The following is a 26378-nucleotide window of genomic DNA, read 5'->3' as shown; positions in this document are numbered from 1 at the left end:
GCCATCGAAGCCCTCGCCGCAGACCCCGGCATCCGCAACGCTCCCACCGTCATGGCCGCGGGCGTCCAGGTACTCGCGGACGCCTTCGCCGTCATGTACCGGTCGGCCAGCCGGGAAGCACACCGCAACGGCACCACCCCACCCGACACCCCCGTCATCGACCTCATCACCCACACCCCCGACGCCGGCACGGTCCTGTACCAGATCAAAACCCACCAGCAACGGCCCGGCCCTCCCCCGGCGTTGACGGGCGCCCGCGTCCCAGAACCGCCACCGCCCAAGGCCGACGCCCGCGCCGCCTGACCACCACGGTGGCGACCAGCACGGCGAGCAGCAGCCCCACGAGCACGGAGAGGCGAGGCTGGTGGTCGGCATGAGAATGACATGGCTCTTCGTCACTCATGCCACAACGGGTGAACACCACCCGTCCGCACCAACGACGATGGCATCGCACCTGCGCCACTGACGCCCAGACGACGAGGTCCAATTGGCACTCCCTCGCAGACCGTCAGTGGTCATGTCAGGCGCCGATGCCGATGTAGGAGACGTAGGTGTAGGCGCCCCAGTCGGAGTCGAGCTCGGCGATGACGTCGTCCCAGAGGTCTTCCATGGTGTCCAGGTCGCTGGCGACGAGGGCGTCGACGGCGTCGTCCCAGATGTAGCGGACCTGCCGGTGCTGGATCCTCAGGTTGTCGCGGCGGCGTGGCTCGTCGACGGTGGTCTGGTTGACGGGGTGGATCTCGATGCGGGTGCCGCGGCCGTTGCGGTTGAGGTGTTGCTTGAGGGCGCCGGGGTTGGTGAGCACGTTGTGGGCTCGTAGGTTCCAGTAGGCGGTGTCGATCGCTTCGAGGTTGGCTGGGCGTGGGCGCTGGGTGCCGCGGGTCCAGGCGCGGATGGTGGCGGGGGTGGCGTGGATGCCGGCGTCGGCCAGGGCTTGGGGGCCGCTTTTGGTGGTGGTGAGGTAGCGCATGCGGGCTTTCAGGCCGCGGCGGGTGTCGACTGGGGATTTGATTCCGCCGTCGATGATCATGCGTTCGAGGGCGTCTTCGAGAGCGCGGGCGAGGGCGACTTTTCCGTGGACGTTTCCGGGGTCGCGGTCTGCGCCGTAGTTGCCGAAGTTCTTCCATCCGTCGGTCGACATCTATCGGGCGCTCTTCCTCGGCAGGGGGTATTGGTCTTTTTGTTTCATCTGGGTGGTGAGGCGGCCTTCGGTGAATACGGTGCGCCAGTCGCCTGCTACGTGGAGTTCGTCGGTGCCGCGGACGCGGACGACGGTCAGGCCGTTGCTGTGGGCTCGGTGGGATTTATGCCAGAGGTTGGCGAATGCCTGGGAGCGGATGATGTGCATCCAGTCGGGTCGGCGGATGTCGCGGTTGACGCTTGATTCTCCGATGGTGGAGGTGAATTTCGAGTACATGGCTTTGATGTATTCGATGGTCACCGTGTCGTCGGCTTTGATGGCTTTTTCGCGGGCTTCGGTCAGGACGCGGCGGAATTTTTCCAGGAGGCCTTCGCTGGTGCCGGAGGTCCAGCATTCGGTGATGTGTGGGGCCTCGCACAGGCCGAGGCGGGCGCAGCGGATGAGGAGGCGGATGGTGGCGTCGTCGAGGAGGACGGGGCCGTCTTCGCGGCGGTTGCCGATCGGGTCGGGCAGGTCGGGGTGGTGCCAGGTGGGGCGGGTGGGGAGGCAGTAGATGCCGGAGCGCTTGGGGTCGAAGCCGCCGTTGGGGTCGTGGATGAGGGCGCCGATGGGCAGGTGGGTTTTGAAGGCGGACAGGAAGCTGGCGTTGGTGTCGAGGGCGTTGACGGTGATCGGGGGGTGGGTGCCGTTTTGGAGGGCGTCCATGAGGTGGGTGTTGGTCCAGTTGTGGCGGCCTTCCCAGATTTCGTCGGCGCCGTCTTTGGTTTTCTTTCGGAGGAATTCGAGGGTTTCCGGGTAGACGGTGTGTTCGTAATTCCCGCCGACGCGGGTTGCTTCGAACAGGGCCATTGCGTTCGGGACGGCCTTTTTCACCAGGGCTTCGGTTGCGGCGGTGATGTCACCGTCGTGGTCGTGGAGGGCTTCGTCGACGGCGCGGGTGATCATGCCGGTGAAGTAGCTGTAGTCCCGGTTTGCGTAGCCGCCCTCGGGCGGGGGTGGGGCGGTGGTGGGGCGGGGCGATGGCCTGCGTGGGGCGGCGGTGTGGGCTGTCGGGGCGGGCTCGGTGGGCGTGGGGTCCGGGGGCGGGCTGGTGGGGGCTTGGAGGGGTGCTTGCGGTGTCTGTGCGGGGGTGTGCGGGCTCGCGGTCGGTGGTGTCTGTGGCGCTGGGGTGGGGCTGGCGTAGGGGTGGGTGGGGTCGGTGATGCGGGCGTGGGCGAGGTCGGCGTGGAGGGTGAGGGTGGTCTGCGGGCCGAGGTCGCGTTCGGTGATGGTGGCGTGGATCTGGTCGGCGTCGCGGGTCAGGGTGATGGTGATGTCAAGGCCGAGCGCGGCGATCAGCTGGGGGTCGTCGGTGTCGACGGCGGCGAGGACGGGGAGTTCGTGGGTGCGGGCCAGGTGGGCGAGGGCCTGGGCGGCGTCGGTGATCTGGGCCGTGCCGGACAGCGGCAGCCGGGGGTCTTCGGTGGTCTGCAGGCGGTCGACCACGACGAGGGCCAGGCCGGGCAGGTCCGGGACGCTTTCGGCGATCGCGTCGGTGGTCAGGTCGGTGCCGTCGTCGATGTACAGCGGGGCTGAGGCCAGGTGGTGGTGGAGGGCCGCGGTGTCGTCCTGCTCGGTGGGAGTGAGGCGGCCGGCTCGCAGGCGACGGTAGTCGACAGGCAGGTGCGCGGCGACGATGCGTGCGGCGATGTCGGCGCGGGTGAGTCCAGAGGCGGCGTACAGGACGGGTCGGTGCTGGTCGAGGGCGCTGGTGCGTGAGGCGGCAGTGGCGATCAGGCTGGACCCGGCGCCTGGGGCGGCGGCAACGAGATAGAAGCGGCCGGGCTGCAGGCCGCCGAGGGCGTCGTCCAGGGCGCGGATGCCGGTCGACAGACCCATCAGGGGTGTGGGTGTGGTGGTTTCACCGGTGGGGACGGTGGTCGGGAGGACGGTGTCCAGGGCTTGCGCGAGTGCGGCCAGGCGCCGCAGAGTGCGCGGCGCAGTGATGGCTGGTGGGCCGCCGGCCGGGATGGCGGTCTCATGGCCGGTACCGGGCGTCGCGGGAGCGGGGGTCGGCCGGCCCTGCTCGGGTGGGGCCGAGGGGGGTCCGGGGAGGGCGGTCGGCGGTGTGACCGGGTGCTGGAGTGCCGGGGGGCCGGGTGTGGGGGTGGCGGGGGTTGGAGCGGTAGCGGCTGGCGAGCCGGTGGGGATGGTCGGTGGGGCCGGTGGGGCCGGGATGGTGCCGGGTGAGGCGGGGGGTGTACTGGCAGGCGCAGGCGTGTCTTGGGCTGCTGGCGCCGATTCCGGCTGTCGTTCCGAGGGCGTGGTGGGTGCAGCGGCCGCTTCGGCAGGGGTAGTTGTCGGCACGGGTGCGAGGTCTCTGGCGGCCTCGGCCTCGGCTTCGGCTGCTGTGGTCGGAAGGGGGTTCCGGACCGCTTGCCGGCCCTCAGGGGGTGTTGTGGTGGAGTCCGGGGCTGCTGTTGCAGCCGGAGCTGCTGTGTCGGGTGTGGGCTCGGCTTGAGGTGCGGGCGGGGCGGGGGTGCCGTCCACGGCTGCGGCGAGCAGTACGGCGACGGGGGTCTTGTGGCGGCACAGCACCTGGGGGTGGCCCTCCGCGCCGTACTGGATCAGGTCCCCCAGCGTTTTGCGAGCGCCCGCGAAGCTGTGGGTTGGGGCTTGGGTGAGGTCCCAGCCCAGTTCGGTTGCGTGGGCGGGGGTGGTAAGCAGTGCATGATGCGGGCCGCGCGTCAGGGGTGTGGGGTGCCCTTCGATGGCGGCGTTGATCATCTGCTTGAGTGTGCTGCGGGCCTCGTGCAGCGTCGCCGGGCCGGTGCGCGACAGGGAGTGTGGTGTTTCCACGTCAGGGGCGGTGGAGGTTGTTCCCGGCTTGGTCAACGGGCCCTCAACTGATTCGGGTTGGCTGTCCTCGCCGTGTCGGCGGCCAGCGTCTTCGGAGGCTGTCTTGGCCGCTGCGGACGGGGTGGGAGGCGTCGGGAAACTCAGGGGCCAGTTGCCCGCCCAGCTCGGAGCCTGGTCGGACGGCTCCGTTGAGGCTGCAGGCGGGGCAGTGTGGGCGGAGTTGTCCGGCACGGCAGCGCCGGAAGACGCCTCACCGGCGGTGTGGGATGAACGCGAGGAGGACACCCGGGGACTCCAAGAGCAGAAGCGGCAAGCGGGTTGCGAGGGGAAGGTCGAGCAGTCGGCTCGGCAGCGGCCGCCAGCAGTGCGGAACGACCGGACCGCCAAAAATGTAACGCTGCCACCTAGCCTAGCTGACGGTACATAATGTCGGGCGGAATTATGTAACGCCGGGGTGGGAGTCGCGGGTGATCACGCCCGATCTTGCCCGGGAGGATGGGTGGCGATGGGCGGAAGACGGTAGCCGGTAGAGCTGTCAGGCATGATCGGCAACCTGCCCCGTGGGGGTGGCGCGCTCTACCAAGGCCTTCAACTGGGCTCGGAAGGCGGCCTGCTCAGCGGCCCGCGCTTGCCTCTGGGCCTCATCCTCCGGCTCGTCGTCGCCCTCAGGTTCGTCGTAGTCCTCGTACAGCCAGTCGTCCGAGGTCTGCTGCTGGAACACCCTCTCGCGCATCCGTTCTTCGTAGTCCTCGTACGTCTCGTCCGGATGGATCTGCCCGGTACGGCGCTTGATCTCCTCGTCGCGCTCGCGGCGTTCCAGGTACTCCTGCACAGCCGGGTCGGCGTCCGCGCACGCGTACCCTCTGCCTCGCCGGGGCGGCTCGGGCGGTTGCCGGCGGTCCTCGATGCGGTCAAGGACCGCGTGCCACTGGGTGGCGTCCACGACGCTCACGTCGAAGGCTTTCAGGAGCCCGGACAGCTGCTCTCGGCTGGGCAGGACCTTCCCGCCCAGGATCAGGTGGACTGTCGAACGCGGTACACGGTGCCCGTCGGCCTTGGTCGCCTTCTCGATGGCGCTGTAAGAGGGCCGGCCGGCCCGCAGGCGCAGCCGCGTCAGTTCCTGGCCCAGGGAGGCGGGGGTGCGGACCTGCCGGGTGCGTCGGCCGCGGCCGGTCAGGTGCGGGCGGGCTTTCTCGATTGCAGCTGCCTTCCACAGGCTCAGGGCTGTCGCTTCCCGCCGCTGCGTGGAGTGGCTGCCGGGCTCGCCGGCAGCGCGGGCGTAGGCGAGGACGGTCTCGAGCGGGGGCAGGTGGGTGCCGCGGGCGGCCTGGCTGAGGGTGGAAGCCCCGCGGTACCCGGGCGCGTCCGGTGGGCCGGTGCGCTCGGAGAGGGTGGCGTAGGTGGTACGGGTCTCGCCCTTGAGCTGGCGCAGGTAGGCGGCCAGGACCCGCAGTCGGGGGCTGGTGCCGACGGCGACGGGTTTGGTGGGGCGGCCCATCGTCACCGGCTGCGGCGGCGGGAGGGCTTGGCGACCTCGCTGGAGCGGCGGCCGGTGATCAGGTCGGCCACGGCGGCGGCCACCACGACCAGCGCGGCCGGGACGGGCCGGTTGCCGGCGGCCAGTCCGGCCGATGCCAGGACGACCACGACGATGACCACGACCTCGGGGATGCCCAGCCGACCCGGCCGGGTGCGGGCGGGGAGGCGGGTGGAGCAGAACGCCGACGGCTCGGGGCTGGCGGCGGGCAGGGGAAAGGCGGACATGAGAGCAACTCCAGGAAGGTAGGGGTGAGGCACCCAACCCGAGTGATTCGGGAAGAGATTGGTGCGGGATCGTGCCCGCCGTCGATGCCTCAAGGTTCCCTCGCCAACGCTCTCAAGGCCAGTCTGATCGGCGCCCGCTCAGGCTGACGTGTTCACCGTCGTGAAACGCAGGTACGTCGTTCGTCCCTGCTCAGACCACCTGGAAAATCGAGTTAACCCGAAACCATCCAGAGTGTGCGCCATCCCGGGTGCAGCTGGCCGAGAGGCATGTGAAGCGAAATTCCCGACCCAGGACACGAGGTCGAGTGGGCGACAAGGGCGTCTGGTTCCCCTTCTTTGACCGGCAGCAGCCCGCCGGGGCGGGTGACGGAGAGCGGAGTACATATCCCCTTTCGGGGTGCAGAGAGTGTGTGGCTGCGACAATGAAGCACCGCAGGGGGCGGGTGGGGCGACTTCGCTGTAGGTGAGGGTGCAGGCCTCTTTGTGTGAAGGGGGAACGTGGGGGCGTGGTTTGAACGCATGGCGGCTGTCCCTGGCCTTGCCTTTGCCGGGAGCCCGGGTGTCATGCGGGAGGCGCTGCCGGGCGCAGGGGTTCGTCCGGACGAGTCGTACGGCTCGCCGATGTGGCCGACCGCCGAGGGGAGTACGTCTGCGACACCGGCCAGCCGGCATGTGCCGTTCGACGCGCGCGGCGCTGAGCTGATCGCCTGTGTCTGGGAGGCGCTGGAGCTTCCGGGCTCGGCCAGGGACTACCACTTTGTTCTGCAGAGCGCGGTCGATCGGCTGTGGAGTACACGTCGTGCGGAGCCTGGGGCCCTCGCCGCGCTTGAGGTGTTCGCCCTGCTGGACCTGGAGTTGATGGAAGCAATCCCGCACGCGGTGTCCTTCGACACCACTGATGCTCCGGCGGCGTTTGTGCGGGTGTCCTCGGTGCCACGGTTGATCGGCCTGCTGGAGCGCGAGGGCGCCTTCGCGGAAGCACTTGAGCTGGCGCGGCGGTTGGCCCGTTTCGGACAGGGCGAGGATGTGGCGGCCCGGCTGTCGGAGAAAGCCCAGGCGCTGGTTGCCGAGGCTGCGGCACAAGGTGGATCGTCATGAGTGCGGGTCTGGAGCGACTGATCCCGGCTGCCTCCTACTTGGAGGAGGCGTTCTTGCGGTGGGTGCTCACGCCGGCCGTGGACGCGTCGATCGTTGCGCGGGTGCACAGTCAGCACCCGGTCACCGTCAACGAGCGCACTTACCGGCTGGACTACCTGATTGCGGGTGAGGCGCTGCAGTTGGCCGTCGAGCTCGACGGGTTCGCCTTCCACAGTGACCGGGCCGCGTTCACCTATGACCGGCTGCGACAGAACGATCTGGCCGCGACCGGCCTGACGGTGCTGCGGTTCTCCTACGACGCGGTGCGTACGGACACGGCGCGCTGCGTGGCCCAGCTGCAGGCGATGCTGAGGCAGGATCCGCTCCTGGCGCCGCTGGTGACAGCCATGCCGCGTATCGAGATCCCGGACATGGCTGGCGATCCGATGCGGGCGGCCGATCCGCCTGGCGGTGCCGAACTGCCCACAGGCGGGGCGTACTTCGCCGGTGTACAGGCCAGGGTGGACCGGGCGCCGCTGCGGGCGTGCCAGGACGAGGCATTGGCCGCGTTGGCGAACTACTACGCCTCCGGCGGCCGGCATGCGGCTGCGGTGATGGCGGTGGGGTCGGGCAAGACGGCCTTGGGGGTGGCGGCCGCGTTGTCGTTCAGCAGACGGCGGGCGCTGGTGGTGACCCCGGGCTCGGTTATCCGCGGCACCTTCGCCAAGGCCCTCGATCCGGGGATGCCGGGCAACGTCCTGTATGGGCTGGCGGGCGGGCCGCTGCTGCCCGGTGCCCGCCCGCCGGCCACGCTCGTCCTGGACGCGGACGACGGGCAGATCAGCCAGGTCAGCCGTGAGCGGCTTCTGGACGCGGACATCCTGGTCACCAACTTCCATGCGCTGGGCACGGGCGACAGTGACGGAGACCTGCTGGCCAAGCTGGAGCCGGAGGACATCGACTTCATCGTCGTCGACGAGGCGCACATCGCGGCCAGCGCCTCCTACCAGCGGCTGTTCGCCCACTTCCAGGGTGCGCGCACACTGCTGATGTCGGCGTGCTTCCAGCGTTTGGACGGCAAGCCGATCGACGCCGATGTCGTCTACCGCTACCGGCTGGTCGACTCCGTCGCGGACGGGTCGGCGAAGAACCTGCGGGTGCACCGGTTCGCTCCCGAGGTGGCGTCGACGGTGTATGAGGCGGTGTGGCCGGACGGGCGGCGCGAGCAGATCGTGGGCCGTGATGCTTTGCTGGCCACGCTGGGCGACGAGCGGAAGATGGCACGCATCACCGCACAGTCCGAGGCGCCGATCCGCCAGGTGATGGCCGTGACGCGGGCGTGTCTGGATGCGCAGGCCAAGCTGCTTGCACCCGTAAAGCCGAGGGCGCTGTTCGCAGCGATGGGCCAGGCGCATGCTGAACAGATCGCGCGGATCGCCGAAGAGTACGGGATCCCCAGTGCCACGCTGCACCACAGCATGCCCGCCTCCGCGATCGCCTCCACCCGGCGGCGCTTCGAGTCCGACGCCGGGGATCTGCAGGGCATCGTGCAGCTGCGGATGCTCGGCCAGGGCTACGACTTCCCGCCCATCACCGTGGTCGTCCCGCTGCGCCCCTATGGCAGCTTCGGCGAGTTCTACCAGTTCGTCGGCCGCGGTGTCCGCGTCCTGCGCCAGACCGCGGTGGCTGCCGACCAGCAGTACCTGGACGTGGTCTGCCATGCCGAACTCGGCCTGGAGGAGCATCTGGAGGCCATGTGCGCGGACAACGACATGGATCCCGCTGTGCTCCTGGATGTCCCGCTGATAGATGCCACCACCCTAGAAGGGGATCTCCCCGGCCCCGGCGGCGCCGCGGAGGGGGCCGGTGGGGGCCTCGGCGGGGTGGACGCGTTCGTGCTGTACGAGCGGGGACGCGTCGAGCAGCGCGTGGTGCACGAGCTGGACCGTGTGGAGGCCCGAAGGACGGAGCGGGAGATGCAGCTGATGGCCCAGCGCTACGCCGTCTATGCGCAGAACACCGCTGCGCCGGTGCCGTTTGAGCAGTTCGTCGAGTACATGCGGAGGCTGACCGGTGGCCAGTGACCCGACCCGCTGGTGGCAGCCGACCGTGGAATGCAGTCCCGAGCAGGCACTCGCCCTGGAGCGGGCGGCCGGGCAGCAGCAACGGTTCGCCGACATCGACGCCCTGGCGGCCAGACTGCTGGCCACAGGGCTCGCCGGACGGCCGGTGGCCACCGTCGTCCCCGGCCGAGGACGCCACACGCCGGACACCGCCAAGGTGACGGCCCTCACCCGGGAAGAGGAAGTCTTCTGCGTCAACGCCTTCGGGGTCCAGGAGCAGCAGCGGCTCGGGGCGTGGTACCTGCCCCAGAAACTCTCGGTCAAGGCAGGGGCAGTCAATCTGCCGTATCTGCTGCGGGAACGCCCTGGCCACGCCCTGACGCTGGCCGCCGATGACACCGCCCGCCTCACCGCTGTGGAGGACTGGGACACGGTGTTGCTGTGGGCGCTGCTGGTGCCGCTGTTCGAGACACTGCTTCAGCCCATCCGGCTGCGGGCGGCAGGAGAGATCTTCCCTCGCACAGAACAGCAGCGGTTCTGGACACTCATCGAGGAGCGATACCGGCTGCTGGGCATCGACGAGAGCGCGCTGGAAGCCTTCCGCTTCGGCGGCGGCTGGCACCAACTGGACCGTGCGGGACAGCAGCAGGCCCGCCTTCGTTTGCTGGACACCCTTGCCGCCGCCGACCTCGTGCAGCTTGCGGCACGTCACCGGATCCAGCGGTTGCAAGGGCTGATGGCTGGTTTCGCCAAGAAGGCCAGGACGGGAACAGCCCTGGCGCGCCGGGTGCTCACCAAAGAGCTGCAGCCGGTCGTCTCCGCGTACTTCGGGGGTGACTGGCTGGCGGTGCTGGATTACCTTCAGGCTCCCCCGCACCCGGATGAGGAGATCATCACCGCTCTGCCCGAGCCGCGTCTGTACGTCGGCATGGCCATGCAGACGGCCGGCATGGCGGCCGAGGCGGGCATCGCGGAGGACGAGGTCCATGCGATGCTCGCGGCCTTCCTCGGCGGCGGCAGTTCTCTGTCTCCGGTGGAGGAGCGGGCTGCGGCTCTGCGCGGCTGGTGGGCGGGCTTCGACCATGCGCATGCCGCCCAGTCACGGGGAATGCCGTCGTTGTGGGGGCTGGTCGATCAGGATCTGATGAGTCTGAACCGGACCGAGCAGGGGCTGACCCCCCAGTTGTATCGGCAGCGTCTGCCCGCCGATGTCCTCGAACGGGTGGGGCGGCTGTGGGAGACGGTGACGCTCCTGCGGTATCCCGGCAGCATCGTCAGCAACCCGCGCCCGCACCAGACCATGGCCGAAGCCCTCGGTCCCGCGGCCGAGTTCTGGCACGGCGTGGGCCTGACCGCCTGGTTCGTGTGCGAAGGCCCCTACTCCCGCACCACCTTGGACCGCGTCGACCGCTACTACAGCAGGCCGCTGGCCGCCCTGCGCGCGGCCGGATGCCCGGTCGACACCGCCTTCTTCCGCGAACTGCAAGCCGCCGAACAACTCCTGGGGCCGGAGGAGATCACGGACAGCGAGGACAGTACGGTCGAGACCCCGTATGGGCAGATGACGTTCACCTCCAGCATGAGTCACGGCACCCGCCGGGACGGCTTCGAGCGGGTACGGGACCTCATCACACGACACCGGCGGGCCTGGGCCGAGCAGTATCTCGGTGCCTTCGTGGAGGGCCGCTGGCGCTCCCAGTTGGAGGAGGTCGCCCACCAGCATCACCGCTTCGTCGCCGCCAAGGGGCGTCCCCCCACGCTGCCCCAGTTCGCCCGGTTCGCGACCACGGCAGCCAACCACTGGACGGGCGGCGACCTGGGGGCGCTGTACACGGCCATCGGCGAGCCGGCGTCTTCCCCGCAGGAGCGGCCCGCCCGCCTGCTGGCCGGCGACGGCTACGACTTCGCCCGCCGGGTGTACCAGGAGCTGGGCGGCAAGCCCGTCGACCACGACACATGGGTGAACAGCCCAGAGGAAACCCAACGGCAGTGGCAGCTCAGCCGCCTGGCCACCGAAAGCCTGCGCCACCTTCAACTACAGGAAGCACTCGGGCGGCCGCCGACCGCCAAGGAGTTCGGCGCTCAGCGGCTGACCTGGCCCTGGCCTGGCGAGGAGACCGAAGGCTGGCCCATCCTTCAGCATGTCATCGCGGCTCTTAGTGGTACCAGCCTGCCGCCGATCGCACCCCCCTCCCCCGCCGTCCCGGCCCGCAACGGGGAGAACCCTGCTGAGCAGTTGCTGGCCAAGGGTGCCAACACGGCCGTGGCCACGGAGCCGACGACAGTCCGCATCACCTGTACCGGCGCACCCGTCGATGTCTCCGCTGTACTCCTCACCCGCAACGGCAAGGTACGCAACGACCACGACCTCGTCTTCTACAACCACCCCAGTCACGACGGGGTCAGTGTCGGAGGAGACACCGTCACCGCCGATCTGAATCTCATCCCCGACGACATCACCTCCATCGCCGTCATCGTCAGCATCGACCTCGAGGCCCAACCCACCACCGTCTTCGACCAGCACACCCAGTGGCACGCAGACATCACCCAGCCTTCCGGCGCCCAACTGGCCTTCGGGCCGGGGCCGTTCTCCTCAGGCGAGACCGTCACTGTCGCAGTGGAGCTCTACCGCCACACAACCGGATGGAAGGCCCGCGCTGTCGGGCAGGGCTACAACACCGGCCTCGCGGGCCTGGCCACCGACTACGGCATCAACGTGGAAGCCTGACACCCCCTGTCTGGTACGCGAAGCCGTCGACGACCAGGTAAGGGCGGCCGTCGCCGTCGATCTCGCGTGCGAGAGCCGCTGCTGGTGCCCAACCTTCCAGGTGTTCCCAGGCCAGCTGGATCTTGCACACACGATCTCCCCTTGGGTTTCCGTTCCGTCCCGGTACGTCAGGGAGGTTAGGGTGACCGCGACGCGCACCATGGGGGTGCCAAGTGAGCAAGGCACGCTGGAGGTGAGCATGGGGCTGCGCCCGACACACCTTGGCTACGCCTACCAGGACCTGCTCACCGCGCTGCGGCTGGTGGACCTGGCGGTGGGACGTGCGAATTCCCTGCTGGTCGACACGAAGATGTTCACCGGGGACCGATTCGATGACATCACGTGCGAGTGGGGCACCGGCAGCCGCGAGCGGCTGCAGATCAAGCACACGGATCACGACCGCGCGTTGTCGCTGGAGAGTTTCACGAAGGACAAGCGAGGCCTACGCCTGGATCTGCTCTTCTCCTCCATGGACCACGACTTCACCTCGGATCCGGGTGCCTCGCACCGCCTCGTGGTACGCGACACGGAGCCGGAGGATCCCGAGCTGACCCGGGTGCTGCGCCCGATCCACGCGAGCACCGATCCCGGGCCTGCACTGCACGGCTTGAGCAGCAAACGGTTCCGTTTCGACGCCGCTGCGCTGCGTGCACACGCTCCGTGGAAGGAGATGCTCGCCCAGGTCAGTGATGACCTGCTCAACCGCGCTTGCGCATCCCTGGTCGTCGACACGGATCTTCCGGCGTGTTCGCTCAACATTCGCGAGCCCGGGCCAGCCGAGGCGGCCTTGCTGCACCGCATCACCGAAGAACTCGGTGCCGGACGGCCGCCGAACCGGCACCGCACGCCCGAGGAGGTGGCGCTGGCCCTGATCGAGGCGGCCAAAGCGGCGCGCAGCCGGGCGGGGACCGTGATGGTCGAGGACCTGCTTCCTCGTCTGAGTCTGGAAGTCGACTTCGGAGCGGTCCGTGAGGGGCACCCCGTGGACCGTGCCACCGAGGTGAGCCGTCCTACGGTGCTCACGGGCGTGGTCGCGGCCGTGAAGGACACTGCTCAGCAGGGGGGTGTCGTGGTGGTCACCGGGGCTCCCGGCATCGGCAAGTCGTGGTTGTGTGAGCAGCTCGGGGATGCGCTGCGGGAGACCTGGCTGGCGGTGCGGCATCACTGCTGGCTCGGCGCTGCGGACATCGACCGTGAGCAGCGTGTGCTGACCGAGGTCGTGATCGGCAGCCTGCTGAAGCAGCTGGGGACGGCCGTTCCGGAGGCGCTGGCGCAGGTCAGGCCACGCTACGCGGCCACGCCGGAGACGCTCACGGCCGCGGTCACTGCCGCGCGCGGCCTGGCACCGGACCGGCCGATCGCGCTGATCGTGGACGGTATCGACCATGTCAGCCGGGTTCTCGGATCCACCACCGGCAGCGCCTTTCGTCCGCGGGTGGACCCGGCGGCCTCGCTGGTCGCGGACCTCTCTGCCCTGGAACTGCCGCCCGGTGTCGTGCTCGTCCTGGCCAGTCAGCCCGGCCCTCACCTCGAGGCCGTCGACGCCGGTGCCTCCCGTCTCACCGTTGCCCCGCTCAACCGCGCCGAACTGCATGCTCTGGCGGACCGTCTGGGCGTGTTGACGGCCCTGGCGTCCTCCCCTGCCGGTGAGGGGCTCGATCCCGCTGCGCGGGCGGAGGCCGCGGTCGCACTGGTCGAGGAGCGCTCTCGAGGCAACGCCCTGTACGCCACGTATTTGTGCCGGCAGGCCGTTGGTCCTGCCCCGGGCCTGGGAGCGGCGCCGGCGCCGGATGGTGTCGGCAATCCTCTGGAGAGGTTGCGGACGGTGCCGTCGTCGGCGCAGGACCTCGACGACTACTACGCCTATCTGCTGGCCGGTCTGACCCCCGGGCAGCGTTCTGCTGTCAGCATGCTCGCGGTCTGTGACTTCGCTGTGACCGCATCGGAGCTCGAGGAGATCTTCCCGCTGCCCGGAATGCAACTCGGTGCCGCGCTGAACAGCGTGGCGCCGATCGTCGCGCAGCAGCCGGGCATCGGCGGACTGAAGATCCATCATGAGAGTTTCAGCCGCTTCATCCGGCGGATCGACGGTGACCATGGGTGGGTCGATCAGGTACGGGTCCGGGCTGCGGAGTGGCTCTCCGAGCGCGGGTTTTTCACGGACCCTCGCGCCTTCCGGCACCTGCCCGAACTTCTGTCCGCTCTGGGCCGCGACGACGAACTCGCTCTGCTGATCGGGCCCGATTTCCTCTCCCGCGCAATTGCCGGGCTGCAGCCCCCGCAGGCCGTCGTCCACACCCTGACCGTGGCCGCACGGCGGGCGGCGGCCCGCAACGACTGGCCCACGCTGGTGCGTTGTATCGAACTGACCCGGGCGCGGGCGACCTACGAGGACGAGGGCCTGCCGGGCTCCCTGGTGCCGTATGCGGATGTGCTGGTGGCGCTGTCGGGAGCCGACCGCGTGGCGGCAAGCCTGATGTACGAGGGTGTGACCACGATGGCGGCGCGGTGGGGCCTGCAGCTGTGTGCGGCGGTCGACCGGGCGGGTTACGCCGCCCCGTGGGAGGCGTACCTGACGGCCTGGGACGAGGCAAGCAAGGATGAGAGTACCCACTACGGTTCCGCCAGCGACGAGTCCGTCTTCCTTGCGGAGTTGCGCGGACGGATCCGGCTGCCGGACCACGGTACCGACCGTTCTGCCCTTGAACGCCCGCTCGCGCGACGGGTGGCTGAATTCCTTGACCAGGAGGACCCGCCGCCGTTGGAGCCTGCGCTCGATGTGCTGCTGGACTGTCTCGGTTTCGTTCCGCTGGTGGAGAGCGTCGAGCTCATCGGCCGTTCCGACCGGCGCACCGCACTTCTGCTGTATCTGGCCGATGCCCGCGACAGCGCCGGCGGCGAACTGCCGTCGGCGCGCACGCTGGCCACGGCGGCCTGGGCAAGCGGCCCGTGCGACCCACGGCGTCTGCTCCGTCATGGTCTGACAACGGCGGACCTGGCCGAGGACGTCCTTTCCGGAGATATCAGCGCTGTTCTCACTGAGGCAACTCGCGACGTGCTGACCGACCGGGCCAGCGGCCTGTCGGAGCCGGTGAGCAGGTGGCTGGCACTGCTCACGGTGGCGCACGCAGCCGATCCGCAGGCGCCCGTCCGGCTGCTCCCCCTTCTGGACGGCGAAGGTTTCTACCGTGCCTGGCTGCGCTTCACTCTCGCCACTGTCGGCCTGCACCGTGATGTCGGGGCGGGTGCCCTTGCGGCCGAAACCGCGTCCGCCACCGTGCGTGTAGCACTCGAGCAACTGGCCCAGCACGCGCACGCGTTCACGGGCCAGCCGCGGGCCTGCGATCTTGCGGACATCCATCGGCAGGTGCGGCAAGTACTGAACGACGGTGTCGCGCTGCTGCGGGGCAACGACGTCGCGCTCGGCATCACCTCCCTGCAGACCGTCAGCCGCGGCACCACCACCTCCCTCATGGGCATGGCCGGAACCGGCCCTCTGGTCACCACGGAGCTGCTGTCCCTGCTCACGGCGAGCGTCGGCCAGGCCGGGGCCGATGTCGTGCGCGAGCTCATGGGCACGCTGCGCACAGCACAAGCCGAGAGCCGAGCGTTGTACGCGGAGGACGCCGACTTCGAGCTTGAGATGGCCCGCGTGAGTCTCGCCTGCGACGACCCACACGAGGCACAACGCTGCTGGGAACGCGCCGCCCGCGACCTGGGCGCCTACGGCAGCCACAAGGACATCACGATCGAGGAGCTGCTCGATCCGCTGCCCCAACTGGCGCAAGCCGATCCCGTCCAGGCGCGTGTGCGGCTGGCGCGTACGCAGCCTCTTGTCTATCTCGTCGCGGACCGCACCGACGGGCGGGGGACGGCGGGAACGCCTGCCGAGTGGTGGCGCTTGCTGACGCGCCTGGATCCGCAGGCTGCCGCGCAGTTGGGCGCCCAGGTACTGTTGACCGAGCCCGGACTGCCCGATAGCCGGGTGGACGCGGCCCACCACCAGCTGCTGACCACCCAGGCGGACAAGGCCGATCCCGTCGTCCTGGCCGCGCTCCGCATCGCAGCAGGGCCCGGAAGCCGCAGCATCGACCAGGACATCGCCCTGCTCACACGGCTCGCTGACCTGCCCGCCGACGACGCGGCACACACACTGCGTCTCCTGCCGGTGCTGGCCAACGCGATCACTTCCACCTACGACGACCAGACCCTGTTCGCCGTGTCGCACAATGCCGGAGCCGAGCCCACCGCTGCGCTGCGCACGGCGGCACAGCGCTGTGGCGGCGAAGGCGGCCCGCCCTGGACGCCCCGTCCCGTGCCCACCAACAATTCCCGCAACTGGTCGGGCCCCGAGAAGCGCCCCACCACAGGCGCCTACCTGCACGCCCAGCAGCGCCCGACGCTGCCGGAAGGTGCCGCCGGCGTACTTGCCGCAGTCCGCGACCGCAACAGCAAGGCATACGACGCCCCCTTGGGCCCGCGGTGGTCGAGGGACGCCCTGGCCAACGCGGTCGGCTGGCGGCTACTGGAGATCCTTGACGGCCAGGGAGCCGAAGCCGCCATCCGGCTCCTGCACCGCATCGCCGACGAGATGACCCCCTCCAGCCCTCTTGAGCTCTTGGCCGACCTCGCCTCGGGATTCCAGATGCGCCAGGACACCGACCCCAATGTCCTGGGCCCGCTCGCGGCCACGGCGGGCATGCTCGCCTACACCAAGACGCGCGGCGGCGGTGGCTGGCGCTCCTTCGCCGGCAACGACCGGCTGGATCTGTGGCGGCAGGCGCATGTCGCAGACGCCGACACCGCAGCCCACAATCTCGCAGACCAGGTGACCCACGCCGTTACCGAGGGGTCCTACCACCGCACAATCGGCGTCAGCCTGGCCCTGGTCTCGGCCTTCGCCGTTCAGCCCCCGCACGCTTCGCCGACGGCTGCCAGCGCCCTCGCCTGCTGGGACGCGGCATACGAGGTCATCGCCCACCGCCTGCCCGGCCGCGCCCGCCTCGACCACGGCGCCTACCTCCCGGTGCCCGAGCAGACGACCCAGCACGACATCGACACGGCGCTGTGCCGGCTTGCGTTGGCCACGCTCGCCCTGCCCGAACGCGGCGACAAACGCCGCGCCCTAATCGCAGCGACGGTTCTCCTGGCCGGCCGCCCCGGCCCGGCCCAGGCTGCACTCGCACACGTCCTCTCCTTCAGCCTCGGCGCTGCCCCCCTGACCTGGCCCCTGACCGTCCTGCACAGCCACCTGCCTGACGGGCCCCTGGATGCCGCCCTCCTCGACCAGCTCGTGACGCTGTGCGGCAGTGACATGCTGTCCGTCCGCGCCGAGGCCGCCGCCGTCCTGGCCCGCGCCGGCCACCAGCCGCCCTCACCGCCAGCGACTGCGGCCCATCCGATACTCGTACGCGCCGTTGCCGCCCTCTCCGACCCCAAGGAGAGCGCATGAACGACCCGCGGCAATACGCGGCCGACCTCGTCGACAACTATCTGGGTGATCGCCTCGATGCCGCCGGCAACCCACCCGGGCTTCGTGAGACCGTCATCGACCTCGTAGCCGATGCCTTCCCCGACGTCGAAACGCTGATGGGAACTCAGCTGAACCTGCTGACCAATGGACACCGCAGCCAACTTCCCGATGCCTACCTCGCCGACCACGCCGCCGCCGAAGACGCCCTGCAGCACGCCGCCGCCGGCCTGCGTGCCGCACTCGCCCAAGCCGGACAGCTCGGCAACGCCCAAAACTTCGAACATCACGCGGCCGCACGACTGCGTGACGACCCCCGGGCAGCCCTGCGGGCCGAACTCGCCCGCGTTCCGCGCCCCCTGACCCGTCCCGAGGCGCTGGTGTGCTCGCTCGATCCAGCACCCTGGTTCAGCGACAGCCATCAAGCGGACAAACCGTGGCCGACGCCCGGTTTCGCTTCGCTCACAGGCCTGCGCATCCTGCCGGGCGGCGCCGCAGCCCTTGCTCGCGTGGACGACGGCCCCCATGCAGGCTGGGTACAGATCGGCCTCTTCGAGCGGCAGCGCACCCCTGCACGCCGCCATCCAGATCGGCCCGCCCGCCAACTACAGATCATCGTCGGCCTGGAGGCCCTCAACGGCGATCCACCGCCTGACACGCTGCCCGTCTCCCAGGCCCCCCGGCAGCTGTGGACCCGTCCGTGGCGTCGGCCGCGGTCGGCCAGCTGGTCGCCGCGCCCGTCAAGCGCACCGACGTCGACGCCGAGGGTGCTCGCGCCGGTCTGATCAGTGACCTCGTGGCCCAGGATCCGCCACTGTGGGCCCGCGACCCGGACGGTGTGGCGGCGGCTGCGGCCAGCGCCCCGACCGTGCTGGCCGCCTACTTCAACTCCCTGCACCGGGCCGCCCGTGAAGGAAAACTCGCAGACGGCGAGCTCGCTCCGATCGCCCTGGCCGCCTTCGCCGCCCGCCCGGCAGCCGGGCAAGACGGCCCGGGCACGGAGCAGTTGCAGCGGGTGATCTGCAACCTGCTGCACCGGGCGTGGGAGAGCGATCTGCTGCTGGACACCGCATCAGGGGAGGAAGCCAGCGCCGTCGCGTGGATGGAGGGCCTGGTCACCGACTGGACGCAGCCTCGCGCCGACACCCGGCAGCCGCTGCTGACGGCCATCGACCAGCCGGGCGGGGCAGGGCTGCTGTCGCTGATCGCCCGGGCGGTCAAGCAAGCTCACCGCACCGGCCAGACCCTGGCCGACCCGGTCCGCACGCTACTGACCCGGCTGCTGGAGGACGAGCCCGACGACCAGGCCCTGGCGGTGATCGGCTTCTGCCTCGGCCAACTGACGCATGTCGACGCGGCATGGGCAGAGGAGCACGCCGACCGGCTCTACTCCCTTGACGCCCCGTGGCGACCGGCCGCGACCTGGCTGCGGCACGGGCGCCCGCACACCGGCGTCCTGGCACGCCTGGACCGCACGGCCCTGTTGCAAACGGCGGCCGGCCCGGACGGAATCCCCGCCATCGACAAGATCATCCTGGCGTTCCTCAACGGCTCCGAGGCCCTGGGCCCGGCCACCGTACTGCTGACAGAACTCGCCGCGCAGGACGGCGGCCCCCAGGCCGTGTCCGAGGTGCTGTGCCGCATCGCCGGAGCCCTGATCCAATGCGAAGAAACAAGCCCGTGGCCCGAACGCGCCGCGGCGCTGTGGCGCAGTGCCCTCGATGCGCAGCTGGAGCCCGCTGCTCTCACCGGGGCGGGGCGGTTTGCCTATGCCGACCGTCTCGACGACCGCACCTGGCTGGAGTTGACCGCCCTTACCGTGGCCCTGCAGCCGGCGCTGGAGGCGCCCTACCAGGTCGCTGAACGCGCAGGCCGGCACCCCGACTCCGCTGATGCCCTGCGTATTGCCGCAGCGCTGCTCGGCACCCAAGTGGATCTGTTCCACCAGCGGGAGATTGAGGGGCATGCGGCCCGGCTCTTCGCCCAGAGCACGGCGGACGGCACATCCGATCATGAACAGCTGCGGATCGCACTGATCAATGCCGGCGCGATCGAAGCGGCCTACAAGGACCCCCCGACCGGTCCGTGACGGCCCTGGCACGGGCGGGTTGTGTATCCGACCCTGTTCCTGTGGCCGCTCCCGGCTACGGTGCGAGGCATGAAGTCACGGATCGTGCAGATCGTCCGGTGGAGCAGGCCGCAGCCGCAGCGCGCTGACCATGTATGCAGTGCCCATGGCACGAGGTCCTGCTCGCGGGACCTCGTCGCCGATGTCTTCCTCCGCGACGCGGGCAGTCCTCGTATCCACTGGACTGTGTGCCAGCAGTGGCTCGATCATGAGCCCGACGTCGCTGCCCACGAAGCCAGCCGGGAGGGCCACGGCCCAGATCCTGACCGGATCAGCCTGAGGTAAAGCCGGATGCAGCGCGGCGCGTTCTGTCTGCGCGGGTGGCGGCGGGCCCGTCACACTGTGCACATGGGTTCCGACGTCCCGTCTGCCGGCCGTGTTCCCCGCCGGCATGCCACTCCCACGGAGAGCACCTTCAAGGAGCTGTATGCCACCGCACTGACCTGTGGTTGCCCCGACTGCGGGGAGCCGCTGTACCGGGAGAACCCGGCCACCGGCCAGCGCGTCCTCAACAGCCAGGTCGCGCACATCCATGCCCGCAGCGAAGGCGGACCTCGGTGGGATTCCGAGATGAGCGAGGAAGACAACCGCAGCTTCAACAACCTCATCCCGCTGTGCGGACGGCATGCCTTCGAGATCGACGCCACGCCGGAGCACTATCCGGCGGATCGCCTGCGCACCTGGAAAAGGAAGCAGATCCAGAGGCACTCCCAGGCTGTGGCTCGGACTCTGAGCGACACCGAAGCAGCCGAGGTCGCCGCCGCGTCCTTCGGCACGGACGACCTCCTGGAGCGGCTGACGGCTCTGCTGCCGTTCTCGGCACGCTCACGCTCACGCGCCGAGGCGCTGGCCCTGGCATCGAACAGCAGCCGTGCCCGCACCGTCGTCCGCCTGCGCGCTACCCCCGCCGACCGAGTAGAGGCAGCGCTGGAGTGGAGGACAGAGCAAGCCGATCCGGTGGTAGGGGTGCCTGCTGGCGCGCTGCGTGTCCTGGTAGCCCCCATGGGGGCCGGCAAGAGCGAGGAGGCGGAACGCTGGTGGAGCGAGGGACTGACCCAGGCCTGGACGGATCCGCAGTCGAAATCCCTGTGTGGCTGGAGGCACGGGAGGTCGCAGCCACGCTGGCCGGGACCGTGCAGGAGGCACTGGGAGCCGATCCGGTGCGCGACTGCCGGAGCGATCTTGCTGTGGGACCTGGCTGGGAACGGGTGCGGCCACCGCGTGATCATCGGTTGGTGTGTGGACAAACGAAGATCGTGCGGTGGCCGCGGGCCATAGCGTAGACCCTGCCCGCTGGCGGGTGATGTTCGACCAGGCCATGGCCCGGATCGCGGGCCGTTTCGGCCGAGTTGAACCCCGGGCGAGTGCCCGTGCCTATCTGCTCGGGCTGCTGTCGAAGGCGGAGCGGAAGAACTGCTGGCAGCTGGCCGAACAGGCCGGACACATCCGACCGGGACCGATGCAGCGACTGCTGCGCTACGCCCGCTGGGACGCCGATGCCGTCCGTGACGACCTGCGCGCCTACGCCGTCGAGCACCTCGGCACCGACGGCGGGGTGCTGATCGTGGACGAGACGGGCTTCGTGAAGAAGGGCCGGGCCTCGGCGGGGGTGCAGCGGCAGTACACCGGCACCGCCGGACGTATCGAGAACTCCCAGGTCGGCGTGTTCCTCGCCTACGCCACCAGCCAGGGACGGGCGCTGATCGACCGCCGGCTCTACCTGCCCGAGCACTCCTGGTGCGGCGATCTTGAGCGCCGCCGGGCGGCCGGGATACCCGACGAGATCACGTTCGCGACCAAGCCCCGCCTGGCCTGGGAGATGGTCGCCGCCGCGCTGGACGCCGGAGTCCAGGCGCCGTGGGTGACCGGCGACGAAGCATACGGGCAGGACCCGCAGCTCCGTGCCGCCTTGGAGACACACGGGACCGGCTACGTGATGGCCGTCGCCTGCTCGATGCGGGTACGGATCAACCACGGCCGCACCCCCGTCCGCGCGGACACCGTCGCCGGACGTCTGCCCGCCACCGCTTGGCAGCGGCACAGCGCCGGCAACGGCGCGAAGGGCCCGCGCCACTACGACTGGGCCTGGATCCACATCGGCACCGACGAACACCGTCACCTGCTGATCCGCCGCAACCGCACCAGTGGTGAACTGGCCTTCTATCTGTGCTGGTCACCCACCGCGGTCACCCTCGCCGAGCTGGTCCGCGTCGCAGGGGTCCGCTGGAGTGTCGAGGAGTGCTTCCAGGCCGCGAAGAGCCAGGTCGGACTCGACCACTACCAGGTCCGCAACTGGATTTCATGGCACCGGCACATCACCCTCGCCATGCTCGCCCTGGCCTTCCTGACCGCCGTCGCCGCCGACGCGGCACCGAAACGGCCCACCGATCCACACCGCTCAGCTCGCAGCAGCGAACCGATCTCCTTGACCGTCCCGGAGATCCGCCACCTGCTAACCGTCGTCTTCGACACACAAGTCGTCACTGCGACAAGGCGGTTGCACTGGTCAATCTGGCGCAGACGCCACCAGGCGACAGCCCGCCGCAGCCACTACCGGCGACGGTCGACTGACGAACCCGCCGGATAGATCGCGAAACCAGACTGGAGTACTAGAAGCTCATCACGGCGGGCGCCGCCAAGAAGTACGCAGCCGAGCTGTGGAAGATCATGCACGAGGTCGGCGAGGGCGATGTGTTCTACGTGCCCATGAGCGGCTCCAAGAATTACCTCCTGGGCCGCGTCACCGGACCGTATGCCTACCGCAACGACTTCCCTCTCGAGCACCGGCATGCCATCGCGGTCACGTGGGCGCGTCCGTTCGACGCTCTCGACATCGAAGAACCACTGAGGTCCCAGGTACGGGAAACCCAGTGGACGATACGCGAGGCACCCGCCCAGGACAGCGCCTTGACGTTTGCCGACAGGCGTATGAACCTTTGATCCGCACCTGACCCACGTCCGTCCTCCGGGAACGCGGCACCGCGCGCCGGCATCGGCCAGGGCATTTCCCTCCGGAGCAGGGACCTTGCCGGGCTCGCTGGTTGGCGATGCGCGTCGCTGGGGAGGCTGCCTGCGCGTCCTTGTCCCCGAGACGGCGCGGACGGGCCTGAACAGCCTGAACCAGCCTCCGAGGAGGAGACGGCCGACTCGCGGTAGCCGACCGGCCACCGGTTCGCCGACCAGACCCGGGCCCGGCACGCCGCCGTCCACGCCGTGCTGGAAGCCGGCCACAGCCGCCGTTCGATCCAACGCCAGCTCGGCATGACCTGGCGCACCGTCCAGCGCTTCGCCGGCGCTGTTGGCGCCGTAGGAGCTGTTCACCGGCCCATGGCAGAACCGGCCATCCGTCCTCGACGAGTACAAGACCTACCTCGACGAGCGCTGGAACGAGGGATGCACCAACGCCTGGAAGCTCTGACCCGCACCAGTGCGGTGAACACGCTCGTTCGCGACTTCGTCCCGTAAGCAGGGGTGACCCGGTCAGCCGAGCGAACTCGCGTCGACACCGTTCTTCTTCATGCATACGTCGTTGTAGGCCGTCAGAGTGATCGCGCTCTTCTCCTGAGCGGTCCCGTACTGCGCATCCATGGTCCAACCACGCTGCCTGAGGATCGCGAGGGCGTCGCCGATAACCCCGTCCAGGTTTTCGTGCTCCCTCAGTCCCCCGGACTGCTGCCAGTCACGCTCGCGCAGTTCGCCCACCACCGCCTTGTAGCGGGCAAAGTCAAGGGGGGCCGTCTCGTCACCGACGCTTCTGAAAGTGACGGTGCATGATGGCAGCGAGCCGGCCGGACCCTCCTCGAACGTACGGGCATATTCTGGGTCGTTCGCCGGAACGCCCGCGTCCGAGAGCGAGGTGTCGAGATCAGTGCGCACGACCTCTTTCGTGAGCGGTCCGGTGCCCTTGGGCCGTGGCGACGCCGACACTGGAGCGGCGGTTGCCCCGGTGCTGCTGTTGCTCTTGCCGCAGCCTGCAGCTCCAAGCACGATGATGACCGCTATTGCCACGGCCGCCCACTTCGTCCTGAGCTGTACTGAGATTTGTGGAGTCCCTGATGCCAGGGTTACGTTCCTGGCGAAGGAGAACCACCAGCACCATGGCAGCACCCCGTAAATATCCGGACGAACTGCGCGAGCGCGCGATCCGCGAGGTCCGCACCACCGGCCGCCCGATCGCGCACGTCGCCAGAGATCTGGGCATCCACAAAGAAGCCCTGCGCGGCTGGGTCCGCCAGGCCGAGGCCGACCGAGGCGAGCGGGACGACCGGCTCACCACCGCCGAGCAGGACGAGTTGAAGCAACTCCGCAAAGAAATAGCGGAGTTGAGACGGGCGAACGAGATCCTCAAAGCCGCCTCGGTGTTTTTTGCCCAGGAGAACGACCGTCCCCGGACGAGGCCGAGCAGGTGATCGACCACCTGCGTCAGAAGGGTCTCGGGGTCGATCCCGTCTGCCGGGTCCTCGAACTGTCGCCGTCGACGTATTTCGCCCGCAAGAAGCGGCCGAAGTCGGCCCGCCGGCTCCGCGACGAACTGCTGATGCCGCTGACCGAGGAGGCTCACGCCACCTCGGGCGGCACCTACGGCGCCCGTCGGATCACCCGCGCGCTTCGGCGCAAGGGCCACGAGGTGGCCCGCTGCACCGTCGAGCGACTGATGGCCGAGCTCGGCCTGGAGGGCGTGATCCGTGGCCGCCGGCGTCGGACCACGGTGCCGGAGCCGTCGGCGCCGCGTCCGCCGGACCTGGTCGACCGGGACTTCACCGCCTCGCGGCCGGATCAGCTGTAGGTAGCGGATATGACGTATGTCCGCACCTGGTCGGGATGGGCGTATGTGGCGTTCGTCCTGGACGTGTACTCGCGGATGATCGTCGGCTGGCAGGTCGCGAACCACATGCGCACAGAACTGTCGCTGGACACACTGGAGATGGCCCTGTGGAGACGGAGGATCAAGAAGGACTCCGGCCTCATTCATCACAGCGACCGCGGGTCTCAATACGTATCAATTCGGTATACCGACCGGCTCGCCGACATCGGCGTCTCAGCTTCGGTCGGCTCCGTCGCGGACCCGTATGACAACGCGATGGCCGAGGCGCTGAACGGCACCTTCAAGGCCGAGCTGATCGAGATGCAGGGCCCGTGGAAGGACGTCGACCAGGTCGAGCGGGCAATCTTCCAGTGGATCACCTGGTACAACGAAGAGCGTCTCCACTCCGCGCTCGACTACGTGCCACCTGCCGAGTACGAGGAAGCCTTCTGGCGGAGCGAGGAACGAACCCCGCAGTCCGCCTGAACCAATCAAGATCGGACTCTACGAAACTCGGGGCAGCTCACTGTCGCTGATCTTGTGACGCTGCGTCGACTCGATCGTTCGCATGGGTGTGCGTTTCTGGGGGCTTGCAGCAGGTATTGCCGCATCTTGCGGGCGTGGTGGTCGAGGCAGTGGACCAAGGCGTGAATGCCATCGTGCTGCGAGCGCGTTCTCGGACGCGCTCGGCGCGGTGTCCGCAGTGTGGAAAGTGGTCGGGCCGTATACACGGCCGGTACGAACGCCGGCTTGCGGACGGGCCGTTGGGCGGGCTGCCGGTGGTGGTCGTGCTGCTGATCCGGCGGTTCAAATGCCCTACCACGGGCTGCCCGGCGGTCACGTTCGCCGAGCAGATACCCGGGCTGACCCGCCCGCACGCCCGGCACACTCCCGTGCTGCATGACCTGCTGGCTCGGATCGCGCAGACGCTGGCCGGACGGCCCGGTGCACGGCTCGCTCGGAGGCTGGGCATGCCGACGGCCAAGGACACCATGCTGCGGCTGCTGCGGGCCAGCCCACTGGAGAGACCAGGGGCCGTGCGGGTACTGGGCGTCGACGAGTTCGCTCTGCTTAAGGGACACACCTACGCCACGCTGCTGGTTGATCTCGAAGCCCGCCGACCGATCGACGTGCTGCCTGGCCGCGAGGCCGAGCCGGTGGCCCGCTGGCTGGCCGACCACCCCGAAGTGCAGATCATCTGCCGTGACCGGGCTTCCGCCTATGCCGAGGCCGCCAGGCGCACCGCTCCTCAGGCCGTCCAGGTCGCCGATGCCTGGCATCTGTGGAACAACCTGGCCAAGGCCGTGGAGAAGACCGTCACCGGCCACTACGGCTGCATCCGCTCCGCTCACACTGCAGTGCACCAGCCCGGGAAACCTCAGCCGCCGACGGAGCCGGACGGGATGCTGGACGTCCGGGGACGGCCCCGCCGCATCGTTGTCACCATCCGCGAACGGCACCGTGCTGTCCAAAGCCTTCTCGCCCAGGGCCGTTCCCTGCGTGGTATCAGCCGCGAACTGGACCTGGACTACTACGCGGTCCGCCGCTATGCCCGGACCGCGAACGTCGACGAGCTGCTGGTGAAGGTGACCCAGTGCCGGAGCCTGCTGGATGACTACAAGCCCTACATCTACGAGCGCTTCGTCCAGGGATGCCGCAACGCGAGCCAGCTCCACCGGGAGGTGTGCGACTAGGGCTTCCGAGGCGACCGGAGCGTCGTCAACTCCTACGTTCGGCTCCTCAAACAGGGCACCATCACGGTCCCTCCGCCCCCGGCACTGCCGAAGCCCAGACGGGTCCTGCGCTGGATCACGACCCGTCCCGAGAACCTGCGGCCCGAGGAGTCCGTGGGTCTGAAGGAAATCCGGGCAGCCTGTCCCGAACTCGACGCGACCGTCGAGCACGTCCGAGGCTTCGGCTCGCTGATGCACGAGCACCGCGGCGAAGACCTCGACGGATGGATCAATCAGGTCAGACAGCATGATCTTCCGGCACTGCGGCAATTCGCCGACGGGCTCCTGCACGACCGGGAGGCGGTCGTCGCCGGGCTGTCGAGCACCTGGAGCTCCGGCCAGGTCGAAGGCCAGGTGACCAGGGTCAAACTCCTCAAACGGGCTGGCTACGGCAGAGCCAAACTCGACCTCCTCCGATCCCGCATCCTGTTAACCTCGCCGTTTCGGTTGGGGTTGCCGGGCGGTTGAGTGTGGCTGTTCGAGGCAGTGTCGGTCCGTGGGCACGGTGAGTGCCCGGCGCGGTGGTCGGGTTCTCCGGGGTCCTTTGGGGTGTGGGCGGGCAGGATGGGTAGCTGTCAGTTGGCCGGGCGGGG

Annotated in this window: 17 protein-coding genes and 2 pseudogenes; 13 read left to right on the top strand and 6 right to left on the bottom strand. The window is 69.3% G+C overall.

The annotated features are described in order from the left end of the window. Nucleotides 1-303: pseudogene (locus J7E93_RS25735) on the top strand (hypothetical protein); the annotation flags it as partial. A gap of 217 nt (nucleotides 304-520) precedes the next feature. On the opposite strand, the gene J7E93_RS25730 reads toward J7E93_RS25735, so the two are convergent. The 4 genes from J7E93_RS25730 to J7E93_RS25715 form a co-directional block, all read right to left on the bottom strand. After that, nucleotides 521-1141, bottom strand: a complete 621-nt coding sequence (locus J7E93_RS25730; protein WP_215072327.1) for a hypothetical protein — start codon at nucleotides 1139-1141, stop codon at nucleotides 521-523. After that, a complete protein-coding gene (locus tag J7E93_RS25725) occupies nucleotides 1142-3019 on the bottom strand; it encodes a DnaB-like helicase C-terminal domain-containing protein (RefSeq protein WP_215072326.1) in 1878 nt (625 codons plus the stop codon). Between the two features lie 1495 nt (nucleotides 3020-4514). Then, nucleotides 4515-5477: a hypothetical protein gene (locus J7E93_RS25720; RefSeq protein WP_215072325.1), complete on the bottom strand. Its 963-nt coding sequence runs from the start codon at nucleotides 5475-5477 to the stop codon at nucleotides 4515-4517. 2 nt (nucleotides 5478-5479) lie between these two features. After that, nucleotides 5480-5743 (bottom strand): hypothetical protein, encoded by a 264-nt coding sequence (locus J7E93_RS25715; RefSeq protein ID WP_215072324.1) that lies wholly within the window; start codon nucleotides 5741-5743, stop codon nucleotides 5480-5482. Between the two features lie 564 nt (nucleotides 5744-6307). On the opposite strand from J7E93_RS25715, the gene J7E93_RS25710 reads away from it, so the two are divergent. Genes J7E93_RS25710 through J7E93_RS25700 form a run of 3 tightly spaced genes read left to right on the top strand, consistent with a single transcriptional unit; the run spans nucleotide 6308 to nucleotide 11611 of the window. After that, complete coding sequence (locus J7E93_RS25710) at nucleotides 6308-6841, top strand: hypothetical protein (protein WP_251067083.1); 534 nt, start codon at nucleotides 6308-6310, stop codon at nucleotides 6839-6841. Then, nucleotides 6838-8904 (top strand): DEAD/DEAH box helicase family protein, encoded by a 2067-nt coding sequence (locus J7E93_RS25705; protein ID WP_215072322.1) that lies wholly within the window; start codon nucleotides 6838-6840, stop codon nucleotides 8902-8904. The genes J7E93_RS25710 and J7E93_RS25705 overlap by 4 nt, the downstream gene beginning before the upstream one ends. Further along, complete coding sequence (locus J7E93_RS25700) at nucleotides 8894-11611, top strand: TerD family protein (protein WP_215072321.1); 2718 nt, start codon at nucleotides 8894-8896, stop codon at nucleotides 11609-11611. The genes J7E93_RS25705 and J7E93_RS25700 overlap by 11 nt, the downstream gene beginning before the upstream one ends. On the opposite strand, the gene J7E93_RS25695 is transcribed toward J7E93_RS25700, so the two are convergent. Next, entirely contained in the window at nucleotides 11595-11741 is a 147-nt protein-coding gene (locus J7E93_RS25695; protein WP_215072320.1) for a hypothetical protein, read from the bottom strand. The two genes, J7E93_RS25700 and J7E93_RS25695, sit on opposite strands and share 17 nt — an antisense overlap. 51 nt (nucleotides 11742-11792) lie before the next feature. On the opposite strand from J7E93_RS25695, the gene J7E93_RS25690 reads away from it, so the two are divergent. From J7E93_RS25690 to J7E93_RS25665, 6 genes are all read left to right on the top strand, one after another. Beyond that, on the top strand, nucleotides 11793-17102 hold the full coding sequence (locus tag J7E93_RS25690) for an AAA family ATPase (RefSeq protein ID WP_215072319.1): 5310 nt from the start codon (nucleotides 11793-11795) through the stop codon (nucleotides 17100-17102). Then, nucleotides 17099-17905: a hypothetical protein gene (locus J7E93_RS25685; RefSeq protein WP_215072318.1), complete on the top strand. Its 807-nt coding sequence runs from the start codon at nucleotides 17099-17101 to the stop codon at nucleotides 17903-17905. The genes J7E93_RS25690 and J7E93_RS25685 overlap by 4 nt, the downstream gene beginning before the upstream one ends. Beyond that, nucleotides 17821-19209, top strand: a complete 1389-nt coding sequence (locus tag J7E93_RS25680; RefSeq protein WP_215072317.1) for a hypothetical protein — start codon at nucleotides 17821-17823, stop codon at nucleotides 19207-19209. The genes J7E93_RS25685 and J7E93_RS25680 overlap by 85 nt, the downstream gene beginning before the upstream one ends. 387 nt (nucleotides 19210-19596) lie before the next feature. Continuing rightward, nucleotides 19597-20526, top strand: coding sequence for a hypothetical protein (locus J7E93_RS25675; RefSeq protein WP_215072316.1), 930 nt, complete (start codon nucleotides 19597-19599; stop codon nucleotides 20524-20526). Nucleotides 20527-20566: 40 nt separating this feature from the next. Further along, on the top strand, nucleotides 20567-21835 hold the full coding sequence (locus J7E93_RS25670; RefSeq protein ID WP_215072330.1) for an IS701 family transposase: 1269 nt from the start codon (nucleotides 20567-20569) through the stop codon (nucleotides 21833-21835). 80 nt (nucleotides 21836-21915) lie between these two features. Further along, nucleotides 21916-22188 (top strand): hypothetical protein, encoded by a 273-nt coding sequence (locus J7E93_RS25665; RefSeq protein ID WP_215072315.1) that lies wholly within the window; start codon nucleotides 21916-21918, stop codon nucleotides 22186-22188. Nucleotides 22189-22728: 540 nt separating this feature from the next. Here J7E93_RS25665 and J7E93_RS25660 read toward each other — a convergent pair. Further along, nucleotides 22729-23256, bottom strand: coding sequence for a hypothetical protein (locus J7E93_RS25660; protein WP_308368786.1), 528 nt, complete (start codon nucleotides 23254-23256; stop codon nucleotides 22729-22731). A gap of 89 nt (nucleotides 23257-23345) precedes the next feature. Here J7E93_RS25660 and J7E93_RS25655 point away from each other — a divergent pair. From J7E93_RS25655 to J7E93_RS25645, 3 genes and pseudogenes are all read left to right on the top strand, one after another. Further along, nucleotides 23346-24538 (top strand): annotated as a pseudogene (locus J7E93_RS25655) (IS3 family transposase). Nucleotides 24539-24642: 104 nt separating this feature from the next. Next, nucleotides 24643-25746: an ISL3 family transposase gene (locus J7E93_RS25650; protein ID WP_215072314.1), complete on the top strand. Its 1104-nt coding sequence runs from the start codon at nucleotides 24643-24645 to the stop codon at nucleotides 25744-25746. Nucleotides 25747-25806: 60 nt separating this feature from the next. After that, nucleotides 25807-26253 (top strand): transposase, encoded by a 447-nt coding sequence (locus J7E93_RS25645; protein WP_215072328.1) that lies wholly within the window; start codon nucleotides 25807-25809, stop codon nucleotides 26251-26253. The last annotated feature ends 125 nt before the right edge of the window (nucleotides 26254-26378 follow it).

The sequence above is a fragment of the Streptomyces sp. ISL-36 genome (assembly GCF_018614205.1).
In the GTDB taxonomy this organism is placed as follows: domain Bacteria; phylum Actinomycetota; class Actinomycetes; order Streptomycetales; family Streptomycetaceae; genus Streptomyces.
Note: the sequence above shows the minus strand (reverse complement) of the source record. Positions and strands in the feature narration are given on the sequence as shown.

Bases quoted from the DNA above. Each gene is read 5' to 3' on its own strand.
- J7E93_RS25730 (WP_215072327.1), bottom strand. From the start codon at position 1,141: ATGTCGACCGACGGATGGAAGAACTTCGGCAACTACGGCGCAGACCGC.
- J7E93_RS25725 (WP_215072326.1), bottom strand. From the start codon at position 3,019: ATGGGTCTGTCGACCGGCATCCGCGCCCTGGACGACGCCCTCGGCGGC.
- J7E93_RS25720 (WP_215072325.1), bottom strand. From the start codon at position 5,477: ATGGGCCGCCCCACCAAACCCGTCGCCGTCGGCACCAGCCCCCGACTG.
- J7E93_RS25715 (WP_215072324.1), bottom strand. From the start codon at position 5,743: ATGTCCGCCTTTCCCCTGCCCGCCGCCAGCCCCGAGCCGTCGGCGTTC.
- J7E93_RS25710 (WP_251067083.1), top strand. From the start codon at position 6,308: ATGCGGGAGGCGCTGCCGGGCGCAGGGGTTCGTCCGGACGAGTCGTAC.
- J7E93_RS25705 (WP_215072322.1), top strand. From the start codon at position 6,838: ATGAGTGCGGGTCTGGAGCGACTGATCCCGGCTGCCTCCTACTTGGAG.
- J7E93_RS25685 (WP_215072318.1), top strand. From the start codon at position 17,099: ATGAACGACCCGCGGCAATACGCGGCCGACCTCGTCGACAACTATCTG.
- J7E93_RS25675 (WP_215072316.1), top strand. From the start codon at position 19,597: ATGGGTTCCGACGTCCCGTCTGCCGGCCGTGTTCCCCGCCGGCATGCC.
- J7E93_RS25670 (WP_215072330.1), top strand. From the start codon at position 20,567: ATGGCCCGGATCGCGGGCCGTTTCGGCCGAGTTGAACCCCGGGCGAGT.
- J7E93_RS25665 (WP_215072315.1), top strand. From the start codon at position 21,916: ATGCACGAGGTCGGCGAGGGCGATGTGTTCTACGTGCCCATGAGCGGC.